Below are 24,094 nucleotides of genomic sequence, written 5' to 3'. Positions count from 1 at the left end.
ATGACCCGCACCATCACCGTCGCCGCACTTCAGCTTGCCCTGCCCGGCCCCGTCGAACCCAATATCGGGGCTGTGACGACACAGGTCCGGCAGGCCGCAGCACAGGGCGCGCAAATCATCCTGCCGCCCGAATTGTTCGAAAGCCCCTATTTCTGTCAGGTCGAGGATGAGGCGCTGTTCGCCAACGCCCGACCGACCGCCGATCACCCCAGCGTCCTCGCCATGCAGGCGCTGGCGGCAGAGTTGAAGGTCGCCATTCCCACCAGCTTTTTCGAACGCGACGGACAGCATTATTACAACACGCTGGCGATGATCGGTCCTGACGGCGCGATCATGGGCACGTATCGCAAGAGCCACATCCCTGACGGCCCCGGCTATGAGGAAAAATATTATTTCCGCCCCGGCAATACGGGGTTCAAGGTCTGGGACGTCTTTGGCACCCGCATCGGTGTCGGAGTGTGCTGGGATCAATGGTATCCCGAAACGGCGCGCACGATGGCGCTGATGGGGGCAGAGCTGCTCTTCTATCCCACCGCCATCGGGTCAGAGCCCTATGACGCCGACCTCGACACCAGCCGCATGTGGCGCCGCGCCATGCAGGGCCACGCCGTGTCCAACTGTATGCCCGTCATCGCCGCCAATCGCATCGGCACCGAAGGCGACGCAAATTTTTACGGCCACAGCTTTATCACCGACGAATGGGGTGATCTGACGCAGGAATTTGGCGCGGGCGAAAGCGGTGTGCTGATCGAGACCATCGACCTAGACCGCGCCACCAAACATCGCGCCGGCATGGGTTTCTTCCGCGACCGCCGCCCGCAACTTTACAGGCGACTCGTCGAAGATATCTAAAAGTCAGGCCGCGCCAAAGGCCTTGGCCTGCGCCAAAATACGCTCCGCCGCCTTTTGATGCGGAATGTCGATCATCTTGCCGTCCAGTCCAACCGTTCCTGCGCCCGGATTGTCGGCAAAAGCCGCAATGACGCGTTGCGCATGGGCAATATCGTCCGGCGACGGCTGAAAGGATTCGTTGATCCCCGCCACTTGGGCAGGATGGATCGCCAGCCGTCCGGTGAAGCCCTCGGCCCGCGCGGCGCGGCAAGAGGCGCGCAAGCCTTCATTATCGCGGAAATCCACATAGAGCGTGTCGATCGCGGGTACACCGCTCGCGTGCGCCGCAAGCAGGCACAGCGACCGCGCCATTTTATAGGTGAAGGCCCATTCGCCGCTCGCATCAAGGTTGCTGCTCGCCCCCACGGCGGCTGACAAATCTTCCGCCCCCCAGGTCATCCCGGCCAGCCGGTCGAGCCCGGCCGTCGCAAATTCACCCAGATGAAAGGGCGCAACCGCTGTTTCGGTCGCAACGGGAATGATTTTGATCGACCCTGCCTCGACACCTGCGGCGGTTTCGAGCGCATCCAGATAATGCGACAATTGCCAAACATCATCGGGCGTGTCGGTCTTGGGCTGCACAATTCCGTCGGGAGCCGCCGACACGACCGCAGCCAGATCATCGAGCGTCAACCCGCTATCGAGCGGATTGACCCGCACCCACAGCTGCGTCGTCCGCTTGCCGCGCGGTCGGTCCCGAATAAAGCTCGCGACCAAAGCGCGGGCCGCCGCCTTGTTCGCCGGGGCCACCGAATCTTCGAGGTCCAATATCACGGCGTCGGCACCGCAGCCGTCCACCTTGCCGAGTTTCTTTTCACTGTCGCCGGGGATGAACAGCATCGAGCGCAGGGGAAGGATGCTCATGCCGCTGGATTCTTGCGCTGAAGACCCGACCGTTTGCATGAGGCCACCAGATCACCGTGCTGATTATAGGCTTCATGTAAAAAAGTGACGATACCCGTCTCGGGCCGCGATTTGGATTCGCGTAGCGCAATGACTTCCGTGACCACATTCACCGTGTCGCCATGGAACAAGGGCTTGGGGAAACGCACTTCGTCCCAACCCAGGTTGGCGACGGCGGTGCCCAATGTCGTGTCGCCGACCGAAATGCCGACCATCAGACCCAGTGTGAACACCGAATTGACGATCCGCTGACCATATTCGGTGCCCTTCATATACTCTTCGTCGAGGTGAAGCTGCGCCGGATTGTGCGTCATGGCCGTGAACATCACATTGTCGGTTTCGGTAACCGTGCGGCGGATCGCATGGTCAAAGCGCTGCCCGACCGTCAATTCATCAAACCAAAGTCCCGCCATTACCTCACCCTTGTTCGCCCTGATTGAAATTCAGACGCAACATTAGGGCGCTTTGCCAGCGCACGCTACCTGCAAAACGCAAGCCTAGCAGCCAAATATGGCCGCTAGGTCAGAAAGAGCCGGGACGACATGGTGCCCAATCATGCGGGTTGTGCCCTGCCTGCCCTGATGTGGATGATGAAACTCTATTCGCGGACCTGGATTAATCCTTCCATGACCGCACAGGCGACCATATGGGTCCGATTTTTAGCGCGAAGTTTCAAGCGCATATTCTCTATATGCCGTTCGACTGTGCGCGGCGCGATGCCAACGAGCTGCGCCACTTTTTTGCTCGAAAGCCCTTGAGCAACAAGCTCGATGATTTCGAGTTCGCGACCCGTAAGCTCTGGATCGCTGGTAAAATCTCTAGAATGCAGCGTCACTTGGGATCCCTAACATAATCTCGGTCCAGCATGAAGCTGTCCCCCTGTGGCGCCCCCCACTTGTCTCCTTCGTTTAGCAAAGAACCCCCATGCCCTTTGCAACCAGTTCAATTCGCCTTCAAATCCTGTTGGTGTCTTACCGCTTGCCCGTGATCGAATATAGGACGGATGCGACCAAGTCGGTCTTTGACTATAGAATTTGCAAACGTGCGCAACGTCAACAATGCAATATGGTTAAAAACCCCCAGTATTTACCGCCATTAAAAACCCTTGCGACTCTACTTGAGCGAATCACAGGATAGACGTGAAATATTCTAATGATCTATACCATAAACACCACAAAGAGGGCAACTTTTCTGGGGTTGCGTGATTGGCAACATGCCGAAACGCAGTGACACAGGGTCGCGCTGAGGGTCTTTAAGGAGCCAGCGCAAATGCAACAGGTATCAAAATCTCCCGCACCGATTTCGCGGGACACCTCGGGATTAAACACCACATCGGTGAGATTTCGGGCAGGACAAACGATCTTTGACGAAGGCCAAAGGGCGACCCGCTGGTATGAGGTCGTGCGCGGAACCGTGCGCACCTGTCGTTTCAATATCGAGGGCCAGCGGCATCTGACCGGGTTCTTCTTTGGCGGCGATGTTTTCGGGGCCGATTATGGCACCTATGGAGTCGGCGCTGAAGCCGTGACCGACGTTCTGCTCAATAGCTATCGTGTGGGCCAATTTGCCTGCGAACGACAACCGGAACAGCAGATGGACCATGCGGTCGATATTCTGTTTCGCGCCATGACGAGCGCCCAGCAATATCAATCCATCCTCGGCCACCGCGCCGCCAATGAGCGACTGGCGGCCTTCCTGCTCATGATCCAGATGCGTGCTGGCAATCGACGCCGCTTGCAATTGCCCATGTCGCGCGTCGACATCGCCGACTTTCTGGGCCTCACCATCCACACGGTCAGCCGGACCTTTTCCGACCTTATCCGCCGTGGCCTGATCGATGTGGACGGGCGCCACCTTGTCACCATCTGCGACCACGCCGGACTGTGCGAACTAGCCGGTGAGTATCAAGAGATCTCCTTCGATGATCACAACATCGATTTGGCAAGGACAGATGAGCTTTGCCCGGACCGGCCTTCGGCTGTCTGAATTTCAACCGGAGAAACGCGATGGTTATGAACATGAAACAAGCACTGGCCTGCATGACCGCTATGCCGGTTGGCCTGTTATCGGCAGCGCAAGCCGAGGCTGCAGGCGAAGCGTCCGTCACGCGGGACCGCACTGACGCGATGGTCAACAGCAACCCTCTCTGGCCGCAAAAGCAGACACCACCCTATCGACAGATCAGAGTGGCACATCTTACTCCTGAGCAAGCCAGCACGGGCCAACCAGGCAGTGATCAAGCTGCGATCAAGGCACCCGCCCCGGTCATGGCAGCCGACCCGAACGATGTCTTGTCTGCGCTCCAGAATATTCAGTCCGAACTATCGCAGCAAAAGCAGCTGATCGCTGAACAACGCGACCTCATCGAGGCGCAAAATGCGAGAATCCAAGAGCTGGAACAGCGCAACAGCCTGGTCCGCACCACTATCCCGCAAACACAGTCGCCCTTCTCACTCAGTCAGATACGCGGTGCCGGATATAGCGGCCAACCGGCGACCAACGGCGCCAATGTATCGGGTGACCCGGCGCTCCCCGATGGGCCGGTCGGCGAAGCCCCACCCGAGTCACAAAGCCTGACCCGCAAGGTCGAAGCCGTCCCGGAAGGACAGGGCGTCCTGACGCCCAAGGGTCAGTTCGTCCTCGATCCCTCGATCGAATATACGCTATCCAGCACCAACCGTCTGGTGTTTCGCGGCATCGAACTTATTCCCGGGATTCAGATTGGCGCGCTGGAGGCGAGCGACGCCGATCGCGAAACGCTGATCGCAACCTATGCCATGCGCTATGGCTTGACTGACCGGCTCGAGATTGAGGGCCGCATCCCCCTGCTCTATCGCCGCGACAGGATTACCGTCGTTCAGCAGCGCGAGGATCAACTCGTCCGCGAAATCGGCCTCAAGGAAACCGCAATTGGCGATGCGGAATTCTCCCTACGCTATCAACTCAACCGCCCGACCGGACAAAAGCCGATCTGGGTCGCAGGTTTGCGTCTGAAATCGCATACGGGCAAGAGTCCCTATGAGATTCCATTTGATGAATTTGGCGTGGCGACGGGCCTCGCCACCGGTTCAGGATTCTGGGGCGTACAGCCTAGCTTTAGCTTCCTCATGCCGTCCGACCCCGTCGTCATTTACGGCGGTGCCGGCTATTTGTGGAATATCAAACGCAACATCAATCGCGTGGTTGGCGATGTGCTTGTCGGCGAGGTTGATCCGGGCGATGCCGTCAGCGCAAATGTCGGTTTCGGTTTCGCACTCAATCCGCGCTTCTCCTTCTCGCTCGGCTATCGGCACAATTATATTTTCTCGACCAGTACAGAGCTGGGCGGCACCGTGCAGAACAGCAACGACATCCAGGTGGGTTCGCTGAACCTTGGCATGTCCTATCGTGTGAGCGAAAGGCAGTCGGTGAGTTTGGGATTTGTCTTTGGGGTCACAGAGGATGCCCCCGATGTCGGGATGACCCTCAGAATTCCAATTCGGTTCTAGGGCACGGGGAATCGTTCAGCCAACAGGCCGACGCTTCGATCAAGCCGGCATCAATATCCCAGGGAACCGATCGCTGTCTGCGCGGCAACATCACCCAGCGCGCTCGCCAAGCGGTCATGCATCAAATCATTGTTGAAGGCTTCATAACCGCCAAGACCTATCGTCGCATTGACTTCCTGCACGCTGTTGAATCCGTTGGCTGTATTCACCAGCACATTGCGCACTCCATTGTCTGTGTCATGCAAAAGCGCCGTCCGTCCGCCATTGAGCAAATAGACCGGCGACTCCCCGACCTTCATGCGGATAAAGCCATTGGCCAGCACCCCGTTTTCCAGCGATGCAGCATCTGTCGGATTCAATCCGGCCGCTGCCGTGCGTTCGACGATCGCTCCTTGATCGGTCCAGCTTAACACGGTGTGCAGCAACAATTGGCCATCCACATAGGTGAGAATATCGGCCCCAAAATCAATGTCGAGCCCTGCCCAGACAAACCCGCCACGCAACTTGTCCAGATCTTCATCCGGGACAAGTGCGGGCAGGTCGACCGTTGGCCGAACAGGGGGGGGTGTTCGGGCGGTCAGGGGAGACGGCAATGCAAGCATGGCAGCCGCTGTGACAAATAGGAGGATGTTTTTCATCGGTTGGCTCATCTGACTGTTCCCACTCGAACATCGACCAGAAATTCGGGCGTGAGTTGATAAAGGGGAGGCAGATGGGTGGTCAGATCGCCGATATTTGCGTCGGCCAGTTGGTCGGTAGGCGCCGTCGCCCACGGGCTCCAATCACCCCTGACATTGTAAAGCGGGCGTTTGCGGATCGGCCCGTCGACAATTGCTAGCGCGACACCATTCCAGTATTTTGCGAACTCTTCCGTCGGATATTTGGTCAGCCCCAGAATGGAATCACCGACCAGTATCTGGTCCTTCGTCTGACCTTTGACGACCACGAAATGCTTGAAACCTTTAAGGTCGAGCAGGACGATAACCGGACGTTTGACTTGAAAAAGCTGTCCCGGTTCGAGCCTGAATCCTTCGGCCCGGTACCCGATCGACTCTAGATATTTACGCATATCGAGCATCGAGAACCCGACTTTGCGGATGGTTTCCTTCTCGCCAAGATCCCACATGGCCTTAAAGGGCGCGCCTTCTGCAGTCGGACGGTCATAATGATAGGTCAGCAATGTCGCGACCGCAGCCGAGCCGCAGCTAAAATCATAACGCTGACGGACGACCGACCGGAAGGGTATGTCCCACCAGGTCATCACATTGACATGATAGTCGCCGCCTATGGCCTCGCGTCCAAGCCGCACTTCGGCGTTGGCGGCGGACCCCGTCAATACGGACAGTCCGGCAAGCGCCAATATACTGCCCTTCAAAGCCTGACCGAAGGACGGAAAATCGCGCCAAAGGTGAGAGGGCAGCTGCATCATCTTAGTCGCTGACAATGATCGTTACGCTCATGCCCGCCTGAAGCGAGGATTGTGCGCCGGTGTTAAACACAAAATTGCCGAGACCGCTGTAATTTGAAAAGGCATTGTCGGACAGATTGATATCGCCGGCCGTATAATCACCGCCAATGGTGTTGCCGGTATTTTGGGCGTTCAGCGCCTGGCTGTTGATCGCAATCTGGTTGCCGCTGTTCATGTCCTCAAGGTCGGTGAGCGGCAGAATCGGCAAGGCGGGCACCGCTTGAGGCAACGCCAGTTGGTCATTATCCTGCGGTTCAGCCTCGACCACCAAGGTCAGATGCGGAGAGGTGGGTGCCACTTCGGCGGTCTGCGCGCTGGCATTTGCGGCGACCAGAGCCAGTGGAGCCAGAAAGATTATCGTTGTTTTCATTGTCCCTACTCCGGAAAAAAGGATCGAGGGTCGGCTTTCCCTTGAAAGCCGACCCATCCTGCCAGTGGTCAGTCGCCACCACCGCCGCCGCCGTCACCAGCTGCTGCGCCGCCGCCGTCACCAAAGTTGATGGTGCCTTGTGCTGCAATATTGGTTGCAGCCTGGGCGTTGGAGTTAATCCCCGTGTTCCATGCTTGGTTCAAGATACCGGCATAGGCAGCAAAGGCGCTTCCACGCACTTCGTTGTTGCCGCTATTATAGCCAACCGGAGCAGGCGTTCCGTCTTCACCGTCAAGGTCAACCAACTCATCCATATTCTGGTTGGTGTTGACTGCGTTCAGGATTTGAAACGCCGTGATGGTGTTGTTTTTGCTGTTAACATCACCGACGGTCAGCGTGTCATTGTCCTGCGAGTTATTCTGTGCCTGAAGATAGACATCCAGCAAGTCATTGACCACGATCGTGTCGCTGTTGTTACCAGCGGCACCGGTGGTGGTGTTGTCATTGTCTTGTGCTTGCTGAGCCATGGCCGGAGCGCCAAGAGCCAGACCACAAAGAGCGGCTGATGCCGCCAATAGTTTCATGCTTCTCATCGTCATTCTCCTTAGGGTCGAAGGCGTCTTAGGATTCCCAGGCCCAAAGTGTGAAAAGGGGGGTAAGATGCCCTGTACTTCACCGCCAGAAGCGGCCCGACTGTGGTAGGACAGGTCGCACTACGAGGTATTGCGATATGACAAGCCGCTATAGATTCTTTGTATTTTTATGATTCCCACGGCGAAAATATTGATCGCCAAGAATAAAATCGCGCGCGAAGCGGGCGACCGCAGGGAATTTCCCTGGCCCTATCAGAGGCTATAATTTGCAGGAATACCGATGAACGGTGGTGGTGCCCCTGGCCGGACTCGAACCAGCACATCTTTCGATACCGCATTTTGAGTGCGGCGCGTCTACCAATTTCACCACAGGGGCCCATGGACGGAGGCTCCCCTAATGCGGGACCCCCGTCTTTGCCAAGCTATTTCTTGAGTTCGCGGGCCAGAGTTTTTGCGGTCGACTTGCCATAGGGCGGTTTGAACCCCGCCATCCCTGCGACATCCAGCTTGGGTTGGCGATAGACGGCGCGCGCGTGGCTGAAGGTTCGAAACCCGTCGACGCCATGATAATTGCCCATGCCCGACGGCCCGACCCCGCCAAAGGGCAAGTCCTCCATCGCATTATGGAACAAGACGTCATTGACGGTCACACCGCCCGAAACGGTGCGCGACAGCACGCGATCCTCTTCGCTTTTGTCCTGCCCGAAATAATAAAGGCCGAGCGGACGGTCATGGTCGTTCACATAGTCGATGGCTTCGTCGATCGTGCGATAGGTTTTGACCGGCAGGATGGGTCCAAAGATTTCTTCCTGCATGACCTTCATATCATCGGTCGGATTGCGCACGATGTGGAGCGGCATCTTGTGCCCGTTCGAGCTGGCGAAATCCTCTTGCCCCGGATTGACCTCGATCACCTCGGCGCCCTTTTCGCGCGCGTCGGTCAGATAGGATTGCAGCCGGTCATAATTGCGCGTGTTGACCACCGATGTGTAATCATCATTGCCCAAGAGCGTCGGGTAGAGCGACGCCGCGCTTTTCGACACGCTGTCGATGACATTTTGTTCCTGATCGTCGGCAACCAAAAGATAATCGGGGGCCAGACAGATTTGCCCCGCATTCATCATCTTGCCCAGCGCAATGCGTTGACCGGCGCGGGTTGTGTCGGCTGAGCGGCCAATGAAGGTCGGCGACTTGCCGCCCAGTTCCAGCGTTACCGGAACCAGATTGTCGGCGGCGGCGCGCATGATGTGGCGCCCGACGCTCGTCGCGCCGGTAAAGATCATATGGTCAAAGGCGAGCTTGGAAAAGGCGATCCCGACATCGGCGTCGCCGGTGAACACCGCCATTTCATTCTCGTCAAAATATTCGGGAACCAGACGCGCGAGCAGGGCCGACACATTTTCGGTAAACTCGCTCGGTTTTATCATCGCACGATTGCCCGCCGCGAGCACGCCCGCCATCGGCACCATCACCATCCCGACCGGGAAATTCCATGGTGCGACAATGCCGACGACACCCTTGGGCTGAAATTGCACTTCGGCCTTGGCCCCCAGCAATCCCAGCGGAAAGGTCGGTTTGCGCTTTTCCCCCTTGGCCCAACTCGCCATATGTTTTTTGGCATGTTTCAGCGCACTCACCGACGGCATAATGTCGGTCATCAGCGTCTGTTCGCGGCTCCGATGACCGAAATCCTCGCTCACGGCCTTGGCAAAATCCTCGGCATGATCGACCAGCATCGCGATCGCACGGTCGATCCGGTCGGTGCGGACCGACAGACTTTCGGGTTGGGCCACCGTGAAGGCGGCACGCTGGTTGCGCAATATACGCTCCATACGGTCGGTTTCGCTTGCGATATCCTGTGCCGCGGTGGCCATATTCATCTCTCCATTGTGCTTTTGACCATCTCACCATGACAAAGGTCGCGTTGCAAGATGAAACGCGCCTCTCCGCCGCACGGCTGCATAGCTAGTTCCTCTTTCGCAGGTGCAGCATTTTGGGTAGAAGCAGATCAGTCCATTCCATTTTGATCGGAGTCTCCCACCATGTCCGCCAGCGATCCCGTCGTATTTCTTTCCTATGCCCGCACCCCGATGGGCAGCATGCAGGGCGCCCTTTCCGGCGCCAGCGCCACCGACTTGGGTGCCACCGCCGTCAAGGCCGCCGTCGAGCGTGCTGGCGTTGCGGGCGATGATGTCGAGCGCATCTATATGGGCTGTGTCCTTCCCGCCGGTCTGGGCCAGGCTCCGGCGCGTCAGGCGGCAATCAAGGCGGGTCTGCCCAAATCGGTGCAAGCCACCACGGTGAACAAGGTTTGCGGTTCGGGGATGCAGACCGTCATCATGGGCGCCGAAGCTCTGACGGCTGGCAGCATCGACATGGTCGTTGCCGGCGGCATGGAATCGATGACCAACGCGCCTTATCTGCTGAAAAAGCATCGCGGCGGCGCGCGCATCGGCCATGACACCGCCTATGACCATATGTTCCTCGACGGACTGGAAGACGCCTATGATGCCGGTCGCGCAATGGGCACCTTTGCCCAGGACACCGCCGACAGCTATCAACTGAGCCGCCAGTCGATGGACGATTATGCGATTGAATCGCTAAGCCGCGCCAAGGCGGCGATTACAGATGGTGCCTTTGCCGCTGAAATCGCACCCGTGACCATCGCCGGACGCAAGGGCGACACTGTCGTCGACACCGACGAAGCCCCCGGCAAAGGGATGCCCGACAAGATCCCGACCCTTCGCGCCGCCTTTGCCAAGGACGGCACGATCACCGCCGCCACCAGTTCGTCGATCAGCGACGGCGCGGCAGCAGTTGTGCTGACCCGCCAGTCGGTCGCCGACGCCAAGGGTGTGAAGGCTATTGCACGGCTGGTGGCCCACGCCGCTCATGCCCAAGAGCCCAAGGATTTCACCATCGCCCCCGTCGGCGCGATCAACAAATGCCTCGCCAAGGCCGGCTGGACCATCGGCGATGTCGAGCTGTTCGAAGTCAATGAAGCCTTTGCCTGCGTCGCCATGTTTGCGATGCACGATCTGGGCATCCCCCATGACAAGATCAACGTCCACGGCGGCGCAACCGCTCTCGGTCATCCGATCGGCGCCAGCGGCACACGCATCGTCACGACCCTGATCGCGGCGCTGCAACGCCATGGCAAAAAGCGCGGTATCGCCAGCCTGTGCATCGGCGGCGGCGAAGCCACGGCGGTGGCGGTAGAGCTTATCTAACCCACCCACGTTCCCCTGCGCAGGCAGGGGAACAGCTAAATCATATCATTTTCTGTCGCCGAAATTTGATCCGTTCGCCCTGCCGCCGCCCTGCGACAATCTGCGACACTCCTGTCTCGAAAATAAACGCGGCATTTTGCCACCGTTCAAATCGACTCGCCTAATCCTTCTCTTGTCATCGGGTTCCTCTCCCCCTGACGGATTGAAAGGATATGAAAGATGAAAAGCAAATTTCTCTCTGTCGGCCTGATCGCCGCCCTGATGGTCCCGTCCATGGCGTCGGCGCGAACCTCTCAGGCTGAGCTGCGCAGCGACCGCCACGACATCCGGCATGAACAGCGCGATGTGCGTCAGGCACAGCGTTATGGCACGGCCCGCGATGTGCACCGCGAAAAGCGCGACGTGCGTCAAGCGAAGCGTGAGTATCGTTCCGACCGCCGCGACTATCGCGCCGACCGGCACTATGCCGCACCGCGAGCCACGTTCCGCTATCATCGGTTCAATGCGGGCACGCGGTTGAACTCAACCTATTATGCCCCGCGCTATCGCGTCGCCTATAACAGCCACTGGGGTGTTCCCCGCGCCGGACGCAACCTCACCTATGTCCGCCACTATAATGACCTGTTGCTGGTCAACGTGCGTAGTGGCGTGGTGGTGCGGGCCTACCGGAACTTCTATTGGTAAGCTTTGACCTTCAACGCATCGGGCTGGGCGGGAAACCGCCCGGCCCTTTGCCATTGCCCCAGCCCAGAATATGATTGCCGAAACGCCAGCATCGGCTTAGCCTCCCATATCTCAACACAGGGGAGAAACATCATGAAGAAGCTTATTCTGCTGGCTACGGTCGCGGCGCTTTCGGCCTGCACACAAAAAGCCGACGACGCGAACGATGCCACCGCCGCTCCGGTCGAAGAGACTATGGCCGCACCCGCCAACGCGACATCCGCGCCCGGAACCTATGATGTCAAACTGCCCGACGGCACGATGGGCAAGACCCTCATCAACGCCGACGGCACCTATGTCGATACCGACGCCAATGGCAAGGAAATCAAGGGCACGTTCGTGAACAAGGACGGCAAGGACTGCTTCGATCCAGAAGGCGATGAGCCCGAGATGTGCTGGGCAACGAGCGCCCCGGGCGCCGACGGCAGCTTTACCGCAACATCACCAGACGGCACTGTGGTTACGGTAACGCCAAGCAAGGGCTGAACCTGATTGGGCGACGGGGGCCGCAGCGCGGTCTCAGTCGCCCCAGATATGATCGACCTGCACCCATCCGTGCCGTCCCTGCACGTCGAACTGGCACCAACCATTGGCGCAATCTGTGATGCGGCCGACAACACCCGGCTCTGCACGATATAAAATAGCGGCCGACAGGTTGGGCGATTCGCGCAGGGGGCGCAACTCTCCTGTGATGATCGCAGTGCGCGTCCGGCTGAGCAGACGGGCCGCCATCCAGCCTTGCGTCCCGTCGGGATCCTCTATCTTGCGCCAATTTTCAAAGCGTTTGATCACCTTCACCGGCAGGTCGCGGCGTCGATATTCCCACATGACGGGCACGTCCATCGACGGCCCCTTGCGCATCCGCGCCTCGTCGACGCTGATCGACGCCCAATAAGGCACCTCCACCGATTGCGCGACCGTCGGGCCGCTCGACGCCAGAAGGGCCGAAAATACTAGGAAATGCCGAATTTTCATGGGCCAGTCCTGCCAAAATTCGTCGCGACATTCAACCGGTTGCTCCATGCTATCGGACGTTTGTCCCCAAGATTATCGGCACGGCGCCCCTTGACCCCTTCCCGCTCCCGCGCTCTATCAGCGCCATGCCCGAATCTTCCCGTCCCAAACGCCCGCGCGTCATCGTCACCCGCCAGCTTCGACCCGCTGTCGAAGCGCGCATGGCCGAATTGTTCGACGTCGCGTTGTCGGCGCATGACCATGCGTTCAGCATGGCTGAGCTCAAGGCCGCTGTGGCCGATTGCGATGTGTTGGTGCCGACCGTCACCGATGAAATCACCGCCGATATATTGGATGCGAGCGAGGGCCGGTTGAAACTCATCGCCAATTTTGGCGCCGGCATCGACCATATCGATCTGGCCGCCGCGCGCGCCAAGGGCATCATGGTGGCGAACACGCCGGGCGTGTTTACCGAGGACACCGCCGACATGACGATGGCCCTGATCCTCAGCGTCCCGCGCCGGTTGGCAGAGGGCGAAAAACTGATGCGGTCGGGCAATTGGCAAGGCTGGGCGCCCAGCACGATGCTGGGCCACCGCGTCGGCGGCAAGCTACTCGGTATCATCGGCATGGGTCGCATCGGCCTCGCCGTGGCGCGGCGCGCCCGCGCCTTTGGCCTGTCGATCCACTATCACAACCGCAAACGCCTGCCCGAAGCGATCGAGGAAGAGTTGGGCGCGAGTTATCATGCGAGTGTCGATACATTGCTGCGGATCAGCGACATTGTCACAATCCATTGCCCGCACACCAGCGAGACGCACGAGTTGGTCAGCGCCGCACGCATCGCCAAGATGAAACCGACCGCCTATCTCATCAACACGGCGCGCGGCGACATTGTCGATGAAAAGGCGCTGATCGCTGCGCTCAAGACGGGTCATATCGCGGGCGCGGGGCTCGACGTTTACACGCACGAACCGGCGGTCGATCCGGCGCTGCTGGCGCTCGACAATGTCGTGCTGCTTCCGCACCTTGGCTCGGCCACCATCGAGGGTCGCGAAGCCTCTGGCGAAAAAGTCATCGCCAACATCCGGGCCTGGAGTGACGGGCACCGCCCGCCCGATCAGGTGCTGGAGGGATGGGTTTAAGTCGATAAAGGCCATGCGGTCTGACGTCAGTTCAAGGCCACTCTGGATTGCTTCGTCGCTGCGCTCCTCGCAATGACGAAGCGCCCTCAATCCCCCGTCAAAATCCGGTCGACAAGCTGCTTCACCGTCGGGGTGAAATTGTTCGAATAAAAGGGATCGGTCTTGAAGTTGAAGGCGGCATGGCCAGCAAACATCAGATTTTGTTCGACATCTCCGCCATGCGCAATGTCCTGCAGCGTTTTCTGGATACAGAAACTGCGCGGATCGGCGAGGTAGCCGGTGGTGTAATCATCATGGTCTTTCCACGACGAAAAACCGCAATGCGACAGGCATCCCATGCAATCGGTCTGATCCTTGCGGATCATCGCCTTGTCGGCTTCGGTGACGAAAACAACCGTATTATCGGGAGTTTTCAGCGCTTCGCTATAGCCTTCGGTCGCCCAATCACGGGCGCGGGCGCGGTCGTGCGGGGTGACCCAGAAATTCTTGCCCTTCACCCCGACATCCAGTTGGACGATATGGTCGCCGGCCTCTTGCTTGGAATAAGGGATTTGGCGTTCGGACCGCGATTCCAGATCGCGCAGGAACGGCGTGCGAACCGCGCTCGAATAAAACCCCGTCGGTGAAAAGCGGTGCAGCAGCACGTCGCCATCGTCGAGCGTGCGCAGCCGGTCTTTCCACCCTTGAGGGATAGGGCTTTCCTCGGTCAACAGCGGGCGTGTGCCATATTGAAAGACGATTTGGCCCAGTTCGGGGTTGTCGATCCAATCCTCCCAATCGCGCAGGAACCAGACGCCGCCCGCCATCACGATGGGCAGGCTGTCCGCAATCCCTTCGGCGCGCATCACATCGCGCAACGCCTTGACGCGCGGATAGGGATCTTGCGGAACCAGCGGGTCTTCGGCGTTGGACAGGCCGTTATGCCCGCCCGCCAGCCACGGATCTTCATAAACGACCGCGCCCAACAGGTCGGGAACCTTGTGATAGGCGCGTTTCCACAGGGCGCGAAACGCTCGGGCAGACGAGATGATCGGCAGATAATGGACATTGTGCTTCGCGGCGATTTCGCTGAGCTTATAGGGCATCCCGGCGCCGCAGGTGACGCCGGTGATCATCCCCTTGGTCTTTTCGAGCACGCCCTCCAGAATGCGCTGCGCGCCGCCCATTTCCCACAAGACGTTGATGTTGATTGCGCCCTTGCCGCCCGAAATATCATGGGCGCGACGCACCTGATCGACCGCGCCGGCGATGCCAAAATCAATCAGCTCTTCGTGCCGTTCGCGCCGCGTCAGGGCTTTATACACTTGCGGGATAATCTTGCCCTCGGGGTCATAGCTGTCGGCGTTGACCGCCGACACAGTCCCGATTCCGCCCGCCGCTGCCCAGGCACCGCTCGATGCATGGTTGGTCGCCGAAACGCCTTTGCCGCCTTCGACCAGTGGCCATACTTCGCGACCGCCATAGACGATGGACTTCAATCCTTTGAACACGTGATACCTCTTCTCTGTCAGTCCTGTCGTTTCCCACGGGGACCGACGCTAGGCCTTTTCCGTAAACGGAAGGGCATGGTGAAAGTCAATGGCTGAGCCCTAATTACCGGCAAAGAGCCGACGCCCGCCCAAGGCCGCAGCATATAATTTTCCATAAGCCGCGACCATCTTTGTCTCGTCATATTTTGCCACGGCGACGGCCAAGTTTGCGCGCCCTATGGCCTTTCGCAAGGGCGCATCTCCGGTCAAAATCCCCAGTGCGGATCGAAAATCCGCGTCATCCTTGGCAATATAGCGCCGATTGTCGTCTGATACCATGGCTGCGACATCACCGACCTGCGGGCTGACAACGGGCAATCCCGCCGCCATGGCTTCAATCACGGCGATGGGCGCCTGTTCGCTTTGCGATGACAGCGCCAGCAGGTCGAAATGGCCGATCCAACGCGCCGGGTCGGCCATAAATCCCGGCATCACGAGCCTATCGGTCATGCCGCAATCCGCAGCTTCCGACCGGATCGCCTCAGCCTCTGGCCCTGCCCCGACGATGACCAGCCGCACATGCGGCGGCAGTGGTGCGACGGCACGCACCAACCGCGGCAAATCCTTGACCTTACGCAGCCCGGCGACTGTGCCGATAATCACCTCACCGTCCCGTCGCTCCAGCCCTGCAATCGGTACGCTGGTGCCGTCTCCATAGCGCGTGACGTCAATGCCATTCGCAATCAACCGGATTTGCGCGCCCGCCTTCCACTCGCGCGCCGCAATTCCGGCGAGCAATTTGGACGGCACGACCAGCGCCTCGGCGGTCGGCAATGCAAGACGGCGAAAGCCGTTGCGTTTCCAGTTGCGCCGTGCCGTTTCATCCTCGTTAAACCCGTCTTCGTGATGAATCAGCGGCGGCAAGTCTTTGAAAGGTGCAAAGACACGGTGCGCCATCACCCCGTCCATCGCGCCCCAATTATAGCTTAAGACAAGGTCGAATTGCTGCATATAACGCGCCAGATCGCGATAGCGGCGAAGCCCCGGTTTGCCATGGAGCGGCGGCGCATCGGTCGGAAAATCCACGGCTATTGAAGAATCTATGGCATCGCGTGCGCCCAGTGCATCGGGAACAGCCGACAAAATGACATGCTGCGCCCGCGCGCCCATCAGGTTCATCAGCCGCGTCGCCCGCGCCTCTTTGCCGCCCAGCGAAAAGCTGGAATGAAGGTGCAGCAAGCGGACAGGCGCAGCCTCCGCGCTCACGAAGTCGGCAGTTCCGCCATCCAGCCGTCAATCGCGGCCAGCGCCTCGGGTTCGTCCATCGTTGGCGCATGGCCAACGCGCGGCACTTCGACCAAGCGCGCTTTGGGCATCATGTCCGCCATTTTTTGCGCGGCATCGGCGGCCAATATGTCCGATAACGCGCCGCGCAGGATCAACAGCGGAATATCGCCAAGCGCGCGATAGGCGGGCCACATATCGACCGCCTCATCGCTCCCCGGAATTTTCAGTGGCGCGGCGATCTGTTTGTCATAATCGGCAACGATCCGTCCCTCTGGAGTCAATCGGTGGGTCCGCCGCACCAAACGCAGCCAGTCGTGGATCTTGTAATCGGGATAGATGGCCGCATTCAATTCGCCAAAGGATCGCGCGGCGTGCATCCATGTCGGCTGGCTCCCGCCGCCGCCAAAATTGTCACGAATCCGGTCGAGACCTGCCGCTTGCAGCTCTGGTCCCACATCATTGAGCACAGCGCCGACCAAACGGTCGGGCAGGCTCGCCGCCATCAGCATCGACACCAGACCGCCCAGCGAAGTGCCGACCGTCGCGAAACGTCCGATCTTTTGCTCGTCGAGCAAAGCCACCACATCCTGAACATAAGTCAGCGGGGCATAGGTCATCGGGTCACGGGCAAAGGCGCTTTCGCCGCGTCCGCGAAACTCCAGAACATAAACGCGGCGCTGCTCCGCCAGATGCGGGGCCAGCAATTCAAAATCCCGGGCGTTCCGGGTCAATCCCGGCAGGCATAATATAGGCGGCTGGTCTGCCGCGTCATCGGGACCGGGATAAAGCCGCGCGTGCAGGCGCACTTCGTCGCTCGACCACCAGATATGGTCTTGCCATTCTTGCCGAGCTTGAACCTGTCCCACGTCGTTTTCAGCCTCCCCGTGCCAGACCCCATGTCTGGCGCAGTCCAACCTATCGCGAACCAAGGCGAATTGTGCAAGCGAACCAACCAGTTTGAGGTGGGTCAAGCCGGTTGCGGCCTCGAAACTTCACAGGTAGAGCCGGAAATCATGGCTTGGCCTTTCAACTTGTTAGTTCTTGGCCGTTAAAATGAGCACGCAAGGCCGCCAAATAGGTGGCGGGGGGACCATGTGGGGAATCGGGCCATCGTGAAATGACCGCTGAAATCATCTCCTTTGAGCCAGCAACCGGCGAGGAATTGTGGCGCCGCGAAGCGAGCAATGTCGACCAGGAAGTCGAATTGGCCCGCCGCGCCTGGCCCGATTGGGCGGCAAAACCCGTTACATTCCGTACAGAAACGCTCCGGCGCTTTGTCGACAAGGTCAAGGCCGAGAGTGACAAGCTGGCCGATATGATTGCGCGCGAAACAGGCAAGCCATTGTGGGAAGCGCGGACCGAGGTGGAATCGGTCGCCGCCAAGGTCAATATTTCGGTTCAGGCCTATGCCGAACGCGCCTCACATCGCCGGATCGAAGGGGCAATGGGACAGCGCAACGCGGTTCGGCACAAGCCGCACGGCCTGCTGGCGGTGCTTGGCCCCTATAATTTCCCGGCCCATTTGCCCAACGGACACATCGTTCCTGCCCTGATCGCCGGCAATGCCGTCGTGTTCAAACCATCCGAAAAAACGCCTGCTACCGGCGCCATGCTGGTCGATTTGTTTCACAGCGCAGGCATCCCCGAACAGGTGCTGCGTCTGGTCATCGGCGGTCCCGACACCGGTAAAGCTCTCGCGGGTCATCCCGGCATTGATGGTTTGCTGTTTACCGGATCATCTCGCACCGGTCTGGCGCTCCACCGACAGTTCGCCAACCGTCCCGACAAATTATTGGCGCTGGAAATGGGCGGCAATAATCCGATCGTGGTTTGGGACACGCCCGACATCCACAGCGCGGCCATATTGGTGGTTCAATCGGCCTTTATGAGTGCGGGCCAACGCTGCACGGCGGCCCGCCGGTTGATCGTCCGCGACACGCTCGCCGACCGCCTGATGACCGAGGTGCGTACACTTGCGAACCGGCTAATCGTTGATGCGCCCCATGCCACGCCGACCCCCTATATGGGGCCGGTTATCGACAATGAAGCTGCCGATGGCCTGACCGATTCATTCCTGATTCTGATGTCCCATGGCGGCAAAGTCATCCGGCATATGACGCGCCCCGTCCGCGATCGCCCGTTTCTGACGCCCGGCATCATCGACGTTACCGATATGAAAGAACGGCCCGATATCGAACTATTCGGCCCGCTGCTGCAGGTTATCCGTGTCGACAGCTTCGAAGCCGCGATTGCCGAAGCCAACAACACGAATTTTGGACTGTCGGCATCACTGGTTGGCGGATCGCCCCAGCTTTACGACCAGTTCTGGGCCAATGTTCGCGCCGGAGTCATCAATTGGAACCGGCCGACCAACGGTGCCTCGTCGGCGGCCCCTTTCGGCGGCGTCGGCCTGTCGGGCAATCACCGGCCAAGCGCCTTTTATGCCGCCGATTATTGCGCCTATCCGGTCGCCTCTTCGGAAAGTGAATCGATGCGCGTCTCTATCGGCGTTGGTCTGCGCGACGCCGAAAAAGACAGCGACTAGGCGACCCATTCGCCCGCACCGATATAGGGTGCAAGTTTGCCTTGCACCGCCTCAACAAAGCCTGCTTTGCCATTTTGCACCGGTTTCACCATCTTCGCCGGATGGAAAAAAGACTCTCCCCCTGCCTGACCACGGGCAAGCTATGGCTCGTAGGCGCCGGCCCCGGTGATCCCGACCTTCTGACGTTGCGCGCCGCACGTTTGATCGAAAACGCCGATCTGGTCGTCCACGACGGCCTGGTTGGCAAAGGCGTGCTGGCGCTCATCCCGTCGGGCGTCGAACGGATTTCGGTCGCCAAGCAACGCAGCCGCCACACCTTGCCGCAGGACGAGATTAACGCGCTGCTGGTCCGCGAAACCCTCGCCGGCAAGCAAGTGGTGCGGCTGAAAGGCGGCGATCCGTTTATTTTCGGACGCGGCGGCGAAGAGCTGGATGCGGCACGCAAGGCAGGCCTCGCCGTTGAAGTCGTTCCCGGCATTACCGCAGCCGCCGGTTGCGCGGCGCAGGCGGGCCTTCCCCTCACCCATCGCGAAGACGCCAGCGCGGTCAGCTTTGTTGCGGGCCAGTGCAAGGATCTGACCGATCAGGACTGGTCGGGCCTCGCTGGTCATGGCCGCACCCTCGTCATCTATATGGGCGTCGCAACTGCCGCCGCGATTGCCGACAAGCTGATCGCCGACGGCGTATCACCCGGAATTCCGGTCGCGGTCATCGAACGCGGCACCAGCGCCGATGCGCGCGTGCTGCGCAGCCTGCTGGCCGACCTTGGCGATCTGGTGGCGCGCGAAGCGGTGAAAAGCCCCGCCCTGATTATCGTCGGCAAAGTCGCGGCGCGCGCCGATGCCACTGACTGTCTGAACGCGCCCGCCGTGGTGGCCGCCGCAAAGGAATATATATGCGAATTCTGACCGGAAATGACCTCAAGACTGGGGCTGTCATCTGGTGGACCGGCCATGACTGGTCGATCCATGTCGAGGACGCCGCCGATGTCGGCGACCATGGCGAAGCGATCCTGTCCGAAGAGGAAGGCGCGCGCCGCGTCAACTCGCCCTATCTGATCGAGGGTGAGGACACCCCCGAAGGACCGCGCCCCGCGCATATCAAGGACCGGGTGCGCGCACTCGGCCCCACCGTTCGTCCCGACCTGACATTGAAACCGGCCGATCCCGCTGCCGGCGACTGGGTAATCTGACATGTATCAATATGACAAATATGACCAGGAAATGGTCGACACGCGCGTCGAAGAATTCGCCGATCAGGTGAAACGCCGCATCGCTGGCGAGATGACCGAGGATCAGTTCAAGCCGCTGCGGCTCAAGAACGGCCTCTACCTGCAACTCCACGCCTATATGCTGCGCGTCGCCATCCCCTATGGCACTCTGAGCAGCAAACAGGTGCGGATGCTGGCGCAGATCGCGCGCGAATATGATCGCGGCTATGGTCATTTCACGACGCGCCAGAATATCCAGTATCACTGGATCAAGCTCGAACAGGCTCCCGAAATCCTCGCCAAGCTGGCGACGGTCGAAATGCACTGCATCCAGACCAGCGGTGAAAGCATCCGTAACATCTCTGCCGATCAGTTTGCCGGAGCCGCCGCCGACGAAATCTGCGACCCGCGCCCTTGGGCCGAACTGTTGCGTCAGGTGACAACTTTCCATCCTGAATTCAGCTATTTGCCGCGCAAGTTTAAATTCGCACTGACCGCATCCGACAATGACCGTGCCGCGATCCGCCTGCACGACATCGGATTGAAGCTGGTCAAGAATGACGCCGGCGAGCTGGGGTTCGAGGTGTATATCGGCGGCGGCATGGGCCGCACGCCCTTCGTCGCCCCGCTCATCCGCCCCTTCCTCCCCGCCAAGCATCTGTTCAGCTATTGCGAGGCGGCATTGCGCGTGTGGAACCGTTGGGGCCGCCGCGACAATATCCACAAGCAGCGCATCAAGATCCTCGTCCACGATCTGGGCCATGAGGAATTCACGCGGCAGGTCGAGGAAGAATGGCAAGAAATCCTGCCCAATGCCTCGGACGTGCCGATGGCCGAGTTCGACCGTATCGCCGCCTATTTCACGCCGCCGCCGTTTGAAACCGGGCTTTCGGATGACCTTGACCTCAGCGACCCCGGCTTTGCGATCTGGGTCAATCAGCAGGTCGATGCCCACAAAGCCCCCGGTTACGCCATTGCAACGGTCAGCCTCAGCCCGATCGGCGGGATTCCCGGCGATGTGACCGACGAACAGATGGACCTGCTCGCCGACCTGGCAGAGCAATATAGCTTTGACGAATTGCGCGTCACACATGGCCAGAATGTCGTGTTGCCGCATGTGAGGAAATCGGATCTTTATGAAATCTGGCAAAAGCTGGAAGCGGCAGGCTTGGCCGAAACCAATCTTGATCTGATCAGCGACATTATCGCCTGCCCCGGCCTCGATTATTGCAGCCTCGCCAATGCCCGCTCGATCCCTGTCGCCCAGAAAATCGCGACCCGTTTTGCCGATCAGGGTCGGCAAGAGGAGCTGGGCGAACTGAAACTCAAAATTTCGGGCTGCATCAACGCGTGCGGGCACCATCATGCCGGACATATCGGCATCTTGGGCGTCGACCGCAAAGGCACCGAAAATTACCAGCTGTTGCTGGGTGGATCGGGTGCCGAAGACGCAACGCTCGCCAAGATTACCGGCCCCGGCTTTGACGAAGACGGCATCGTCGATGCGGTCGAAAAGGTCACCGACCTTTACCTCAAGACCCGCGAAGACGGCGAACGCTTTATCGACACCTATCGCCGGATCGGCATGGATGCCTTCAAGGAGACGCTATATGGTTGAACTGCGCTTTCGCGACGATGACGCCCATGAACAACCGGCAGTCACCCTCGATGCTTTCCTTGATCAGACCAACGCCACCGCAGTGCGGCTGGAAGGCGGCGATGACGCGCGCGTCCTCATTCCCTTTCTCGACCGGCTCCAGCTGATCGAAGTCGCTTTTCCGCGCTTTCGCGACGGGCGCGGCTATTCGGCGGGGCGCATCCTGCGTGAAGCGGGATATAAGGGCGAATTGCGCGCGCAGGGCGATGTGCTGGTCGACCAACTGTCGCTGATGCGCCGCTGCGGCTTCGACAGTTTTGCGCCCGAAAAATCACTCGACCCGGTGGCCGCCGAGGCGGCGCTGACCCGCTGGAACCATGCCTATCAGGGCGCCGCCGACGATTATGTGCCGATCTGGAAATTGCGGCATGGCTGAAGCAATGACACAGGAGCGCGCCCGAGACCGGATTGATGTAACCCCACGGTTCACGCAGACCGATGTCATCCGGCTCAACAATCTGTTTCGCGGGCAGGATGCCGCCGAGGTGGTGGCCAGCGTCATCGGCGCCGGCCTGCTCGGCGAAACCGCCATCGTCTCCAGCTTCGGGGCCGAGAGCGCGGTGTTGTTGCACCTGATGTCACAGGCCGCGCCCGATATGCCGGTGCTGTTCCTCGAAACCGGCAAGCATTTTCCGGAAACGCTCGCCTATCGCGATGCTCTCACGGAAAAGCTGGGGCTCAACCTCGTCAATCTGACCCCCGACCCCACAGAATTGGCCGCGAAAGATGCGACCGAATTGCGCTGGTCCTATGATCCCGATGGCTGCTGCGAGATTCGCAAGGTCAAACCGCTGGAAAAGGCGATGGTGAATTTCGACAGCTCGGTCACGGGTCGCAAAGGCTTTCAATCCGCGACGCGCCAAGGTCTGCCGCGTTTTGAACTCGACGGCGATACAGGGCGGTTGAAATTCAACCCCCTCGCCAACTGGACGCGCGAACAGCTTGACGCCTACTTCGCCGAACATGACCTGCCCCGCCACCCGTTGGAGGCCGAAGGCTATCCGTCGATCGGCTGCGCGCCCTGCACCTCGAAAGTCCAGCCCGGCGAAGACCCGCGATCGGGCCGCTGGCGCGGTTGGGACAAAACCGAATGCGGCATCCACGAAGAGGTGACGCCCATCGACGACGATCCGGCCAACTATCCAGCCTTCTAGGTCGGCGCAAAGCGGCTGGCGCTAGCCGCCAGTTCGGCCTTCAATCGCTCGACAATGTCAGGTGCCGACGGGACATCGCGGATCAGCCCGACCGCCTCACCCACGGTGATATGGGCGCGCGTGAAATCCTGTGCCGCAACACCGGCCTCATAATCGGCAATGGCGGGGGCCGGGTCACTCATCAGACCCGCAATATCGTCGTCCCACTGACGCGACAGCCGGTTGCGTAGCGCCCGAAAATCATAGTCTGACGGCCAATTCTTGCGCCGCAAAATATCAAAGACCGCATTGCGGGCCGTACTGTCCCCATCGCTTTGCGCTGCAATCTGCTTGGCTGTTCCAGCGGCAAGGCTTTCCGCGCTCGCCCAGAACCGCGATCCCATGACCACGCCATCCGCGCCAAGCGCCAACGCCGCCGCAATGCCGCGACCATCGGCAATCCCGCCCGCCGCCAAGAGCAACACATCGGGCGAGTGCTGCGCCAGCCAGTCGGCCGCCTCCGGCACCAGCGCCATGGTGCCGCGCGCACGCGACACTTTGCGGCCATGACCGCCCGCTTCGCCGCCTTGCACGACGATGACATCAGGCTCGGCTTCGATGGCCTCGGCCAGATCGGCTATCTCTTGCAACTGCAGGATCAACCGCGCCCCGCCCGCCTTGATCTTGCGGGCATGGGGCCGTGCATCGCCAAAGGATAAAAAGATGGTCGCGGGCGCATATTGATCCAGCAACGCATCCAGCGCCCGACTATCCTTGTCGAGACACCAGGTGATGAAACCACAGCCCAGTCTGGCCCGCGCCGCATCATCAGCACATTGGTCCTGGGCTATTTGATATTGCGCCAGCACCCAGTCCGGATTGCCATAGCCGCCGCCGACAAGCCCGCCGATTCCGGCAGAGGCGCAGGCCGCTGCCAGAGCGCCGCCACCGGCAATCGCCATGGGGGCAAGCAGGACCGGCAGGGTCAGGCCGTATTGGCGGCTCAGTCGGGTCGGCTGCACCATCAG

Annotated in this window: 26 protein-coding genes and 1 tRNA gene; 13 read left to right on the top strand and 14 right to left on the bottom strand. The window is 59.9% G+C overall.

Annotated features, from left to right (window positions below; translation table 11 throughout):
* Window positions 1-852, top strand: coding sequence for an N-carbamoylputrescine amidase (gene aguB, locus ACR3XE_RS08020; protein ID WP_473698157.1), 852 nt, complete (start codon window positions 1-3; stop codon window positions 850-852).
* A 3-nt stretch (window positions 853-855) separates the two neighbouring features.
* Here the strand turns inward: aguB and ACR3XE_RS08015 are convergent, their stop codons facing one another.
* The 3 genes from ACR3XE_RS08015 to ACR3XE_RS08005 form a co-directional block, all read right to left on the bottom strand.
* Complete coding sequence (locus ACR3XE_RS08015) at window positions 856-1,755, bottom strand: HpcH/HpaI aldolase/citrate lyase family protein (protein WP_473698158.1); 900 nt, start codon at window positions 1,753-1,755, stop codon at window positions 856-858.
* Window positions 1,752-2,207 carry a MaoC family dehydratase gene (locus ACR3XE_RS08010; RefSeq protein WP_473698159.1) on the bottom strand — a complete coding sequence of 152 codons (456 nt, stop codon included), beginning with the start codon at window positions 2,205-2,207 and terminating at the stop codon, window positions 1,752-1,754. Before ACR3XE_RS08010 ends, ACR3XE_RS08015 begins: the two co-directional genes overlap by 4 nt.
* A 185-nt stretch (window positions 2,208-2,392) precedes the next feature.
* A complete protein-coding gene (locus ACR3XE_RS08005; protein ID WP_473698160.1) occupies window positions 2,393-2,629 on the bottom strand; it encodes a response regulator transcription factor in 237 nt (78 codons plus the stop codon).
* Window positions 2,630-3,129: 500 nt separating this feature from the next.
* On the opposite strand from ACR3XE_RS08005, the gene ACR3XE_RS08000 reads away from it, so the two are divergent.
* Together ACR3XE_RS08000 and ACR3XE_RS07995 are read left to right on the top strand one after the other, a co-directional pair.
* The gene (locus ACR3XE_RS08000; protein ID WP_473698161.1) at window positions 3,130-3,780 is read left to right on the top strand and encodes a helix-turn-helix domain-containing protein; all 651 of its coding nucleotides are present in this window, start codon (window positions 3,130-3,132) and stop codon (window positions 3,778-3,780) included.
* A 32-nt stretch (window positions 3,781-3,812) separates the two neighbouring features.
* The gene (locus tag ACR3XE_RS07995) at window positions 3,813-5,282 is read left to right on the top strand and encodes a transporter (protein WP_473698162.1); all 1,470 of its coding nucleotides are present in this window, start codon (window positions 3,813-3,815) and stop codon (window positions 5,280-5,282) included.
* A gap of 50 nt (window positions 5,283-5,332) precedes the next feature.
* Here the strand turns inward: ACR3XE_RS07995 and ACR3XE_RS07990 are convergent, their stop codons facing one another.
* From ACR3XE_RS07990 to ACR3XE_RS07965, 6 genes are all read right to left on the bottom strand, one after another.
* A complete protein-coding gene (locus tag ACR3XE_RS07990; RefSeq protein WP_486185633.1) occupies window positions 5,333-5,920 on the bottom strand; it encodes a hypothetical protein in 588 nt (195 codons plus the stop codon).
* A gap of 8 nt (window positions 5,921-5,928) precedes the next feature.
* A complete protein-coding gene (locus tag ACR3XE_RS07985) occupies window positions 5,929-6,711 on the bottom strand; it encodes a C39 family peptidase (protein WP_473698164.1) in 783 nt (260 codons plus the stop codon).
* A 1-nt stretch (window position 6,712) separates the two neighbouring features.
* Entirely contained in the window at window positions 6,713-7,120 is a 408-nt protein-coding gene (locus ACR3XE_RS07980; protein ID WP_473698165.1) for a hypothetical protein, read from the bottom strand.
* 68 nt (window positions 7,121-7,188) lie between these two features.
* Entirely contained in the window at window positions 7,189-7,704 is a 516-nt protein-coding gene (locus ACR3XE_RS07975; protein ID WP_473698166.1) for a hypothetical protein, read from the bottom strand.
* A 300-nt stretch (window positions 7,705-8,004) separates the two neighbouring features.
* Window positions 8,005-8,089 (bottom strand) — tRNA-Leu (locus ACR3XE_RS07970).
* Window positions 8,090-8,135: 46 nt separating this feature from the next.
* Complete coding sequence (locus ACR3XE_RS07965; RefSeq protein ID WP_473698167.1) at window positions 8,136-9,587, bottom strand: coniferyl aldehyde dehydrogenase; 1,452 nt, start codon at window positions 9,585-9,587, stop codon at window positions 8,136-8,138.
* A gap of 168 nt (window positions 9,588-9,755) precedes the next feature.
* On the opposite strand from ACR3XE_RS07965, the gene ACR3XE_RS07960 reads away from it, so the two are divergent.
* From ACR3XE_RS07960 to ACR3XE_RS07950, 3 genes are all read left to right on the top strand, one after another.
* Window positions 9,756-10,943 carry an acetyl-CoA C-acyltransferase gene (locus ACR3XE_RS07960; RefSeq protein ID WP_473698168.1) on the top strand — a complete coding sequence of 396 codons (1,188 nt, stop codon included), beginning with the start codon at window positions 9,756-9,758 and terminating at the stop codon, window positions 10,941-10,943.
* A 219-nt stretch (window positions 10,944-11,162) separates the two neighbouring features.
* Window positions 11,163-11,627: an RcnB family protein gene (locus tag ACR3XE_RS07955; protein ID WP_473698169.1), complete on the top strand. Its 465-nt coding sequence runs from the start codon at window positions 11,163-11,165 to the stop codon at window positions 11,625-11,627.
* A 132-nt stretch (window positions 11,628-11,759) separates the two neighbouring features.
* Window positions 11,760-12,152, top strand: a complete 393-nt coding sequence (locus ACR3XE_RS07950; protein ID WP_473698170.1) for a hypothetical protein — start codon at window positions 11,760-11,762, stop codon at window positions 12,150-12,152.
* 33 nt (window positions 12,153-12,185) lie between these two features.
* Here the strand turns inward: ACR3XE_RS07950 and ACR3XE_RS07945 are convergent, their stop codons facing one another.
* Entirely contained in the window at window positions 12,186-12,641 is a 456-nt protein-coding gene (locus ACR3XE_RS07945; protein WP_473698171.1) for an SH3 domain-containing protein, read from the bottom strand.
* Between the two features lie 125 nt (window positions 12,642-12,766).
* Here ACR3XE_RS07945 and ACR3XE_RS07940 point away from each other — a divergent pair, with 125 nt between their 5' ends.
* Window positions 12,767-13,765: a 2-hydroxyacid dehydrogenase gene (locus ACR3XE_RS07940; RefSeq protein WP_473698172.1), complete on the top strand. Its 999-nt coding sequence runs from the start codon at window positions 12,767-12,769 to the stop codon at window positions 13,763-13,765.
* 86 nt (window positions 13,766-13,851) lie between these two features.
* On the opposite strand, the gene ACR3XE_RS07935 is transcribed toward ACR3XE_RS07940, so the two are convergent.
* From ACR3XE_RS07935 to ACR3XE_RS07925, 3 genes are all read right to left on the bottom strand, one after another.
* Window positions 13,852-15,255: an NAD(P)H-dependent flavin oxidoreductase gene (locus ACR3XE_RS07935; protein ID WP_473698173.1), complete on the bottom strand. Its 1,404-nt coding sequence runs from the start codon at window positions 15,253-15,255 to the stop codon at window positions 13,852-13,854.
* A 99-nt stretch (window positions 15,256-15,354) separates the two neighbouring features.
* Window positions 15,355-16,500: a glycosyltransferase family 4 protein gene (locus ACR3XE_RS07930; RefSeq protein ID WP_473698174.1), complete on the bottom strand. Its 1,146-nt coding sequence runs from the start codon at window positions 16,498-16,500 to the stop codon at window positions 15,355-15,357.
* Complete coding sequence (locus ACR3XE_RS07925) at window positions 16,497-17,387, bottom strand: alpha/beta fold hydrolase (protein ID WP_473698175.1); 891 nt, start codon at window positions 17,385-17,387, stop codon at window positions 16,497-16,499. The genes ACR3XE_RS07930 and ACR3XE_RS07925 overlap by 4 nt, the downstream gene beginning before the upstream one ends.
* A gap of 251 nt (window positions 17,388-17,638) precedes the next feature.
* Between ACR3XE_RS07925 and astD the strand changes: the two genes are divergently transcribed.
* The 6 genes from astD (at window position 17,639) to ACR3XE_RS07895 (ending at window position 23,087) form a co-directional block, all read left to right on the top strand.
* Window positions 17,639-19,066, top strand: a complete 1,428-nt coding sequence (astD, locus tag ACR3XE_RS07920; RefSeq protein ID WP_473698176.1) for a succinylglutamate-semialdehyde dehydrogenase — start codon at window positions 17,639-17,641, stop codon at window positions 19,064-19,066.
* Window positions 19,067-19,167: 101 nt separating this feature from the next.
* Window positions 19,168-19,974, top strand: coding sequence for a uroporphyrinogen-III C-methyltransferase (gene cobA, locus ACR3XE_RS07915; RefSeq protein WP_473700335.1), 807 nt, complete (start codon window positions 19,168-19,170; stop codon window positions 19,972-19,974).
* Window positions 19,962-20,258 (top strand): DUF2849 domain-containing protein, encoded by a 297-nt coding sequence (locus tag ACR3XE_RS07910; RefSeq protein ID WP_473698177.1) that lies wholly within the window; start codon window positions 19,962-19,964, stop codon window positions 20,256-20,258. Before cobA ends, ACR3XE_RS07910 begins: the two co-directional genes overlap by 13 nt.
* Before the next feature lies 1 nt (window position 20,259).
* Window positions 20,260-21,894 carry a nitrite/sulfite reductase gene (locus ACR3XE_RS07905; RefSeq protein ID WP_473698178.1) on the top strand — a complete coding sequence of 545 codons (1,635 nt, stop codon included), beginning with the start codon at window positions 20,260-20,262 and terminating at the stop codon, window positions 21,892-21,894.
* Window positions 21,887-22,309, top strand: a complete 423-nt coding sequence (locus tag ACR3XE_RS07900; protein WP_473698179.1) for a DUF934 domain-containing protein — start codon at window positions 21,887-21,889, stop codon at window positions 22,307-22,309. The genes ACR3XE_RS07905 and ACR3XE_RS07900 overlap by 8 nt, the downstream gene beginning before the upstream one ends.
* Window positions 22,302-23,087 carry a phosphoadenylyl-sulfate reductase gene (locus ACR3XE_RS07895; protein WP_486185632.1) on the top strand — a complete coding sequence of 262 codons (786 nt, stop codon included), beginning with the start codon at window positions 22,302-22,304 and terminating at the stop codon, window positions 23,085-23,087. The genes ACR3XE_RS07900 and ACR3XE_RS07895 overlap by 8 nt, the downstream gene beginning before the upstream one ends.
* Here ACR3XE_RS07895 and ACR3XE_RS07890 read toward each other — a convergent pair.
* On the bottom strand, window positions 23,084-24,091 hold the full coding sequence (locus ACR3XE_RS07890; RefSeq protein WP_473698181.1) for an NAD(P)H-dependent flavin oxidoreductase: 1,008 nt from the start codon (window positions 24,089-24,091) through the stop codon (window positions 23,084-23,086). The two genes, ACR3XE_RS07895 and ACR3XE_RS07890, sit on opposite strands and share 4 nt — an antisense overlap.
* Window positions 24,092-24,094: the final 3 nt, after the last annotated feature.

This window comes from Sphingopyxis sp. 10G20-10, assembly GCF_057365075.1.
This window is presented reverse-complemented; position numbering and strand designations above follow the sequence as displayed.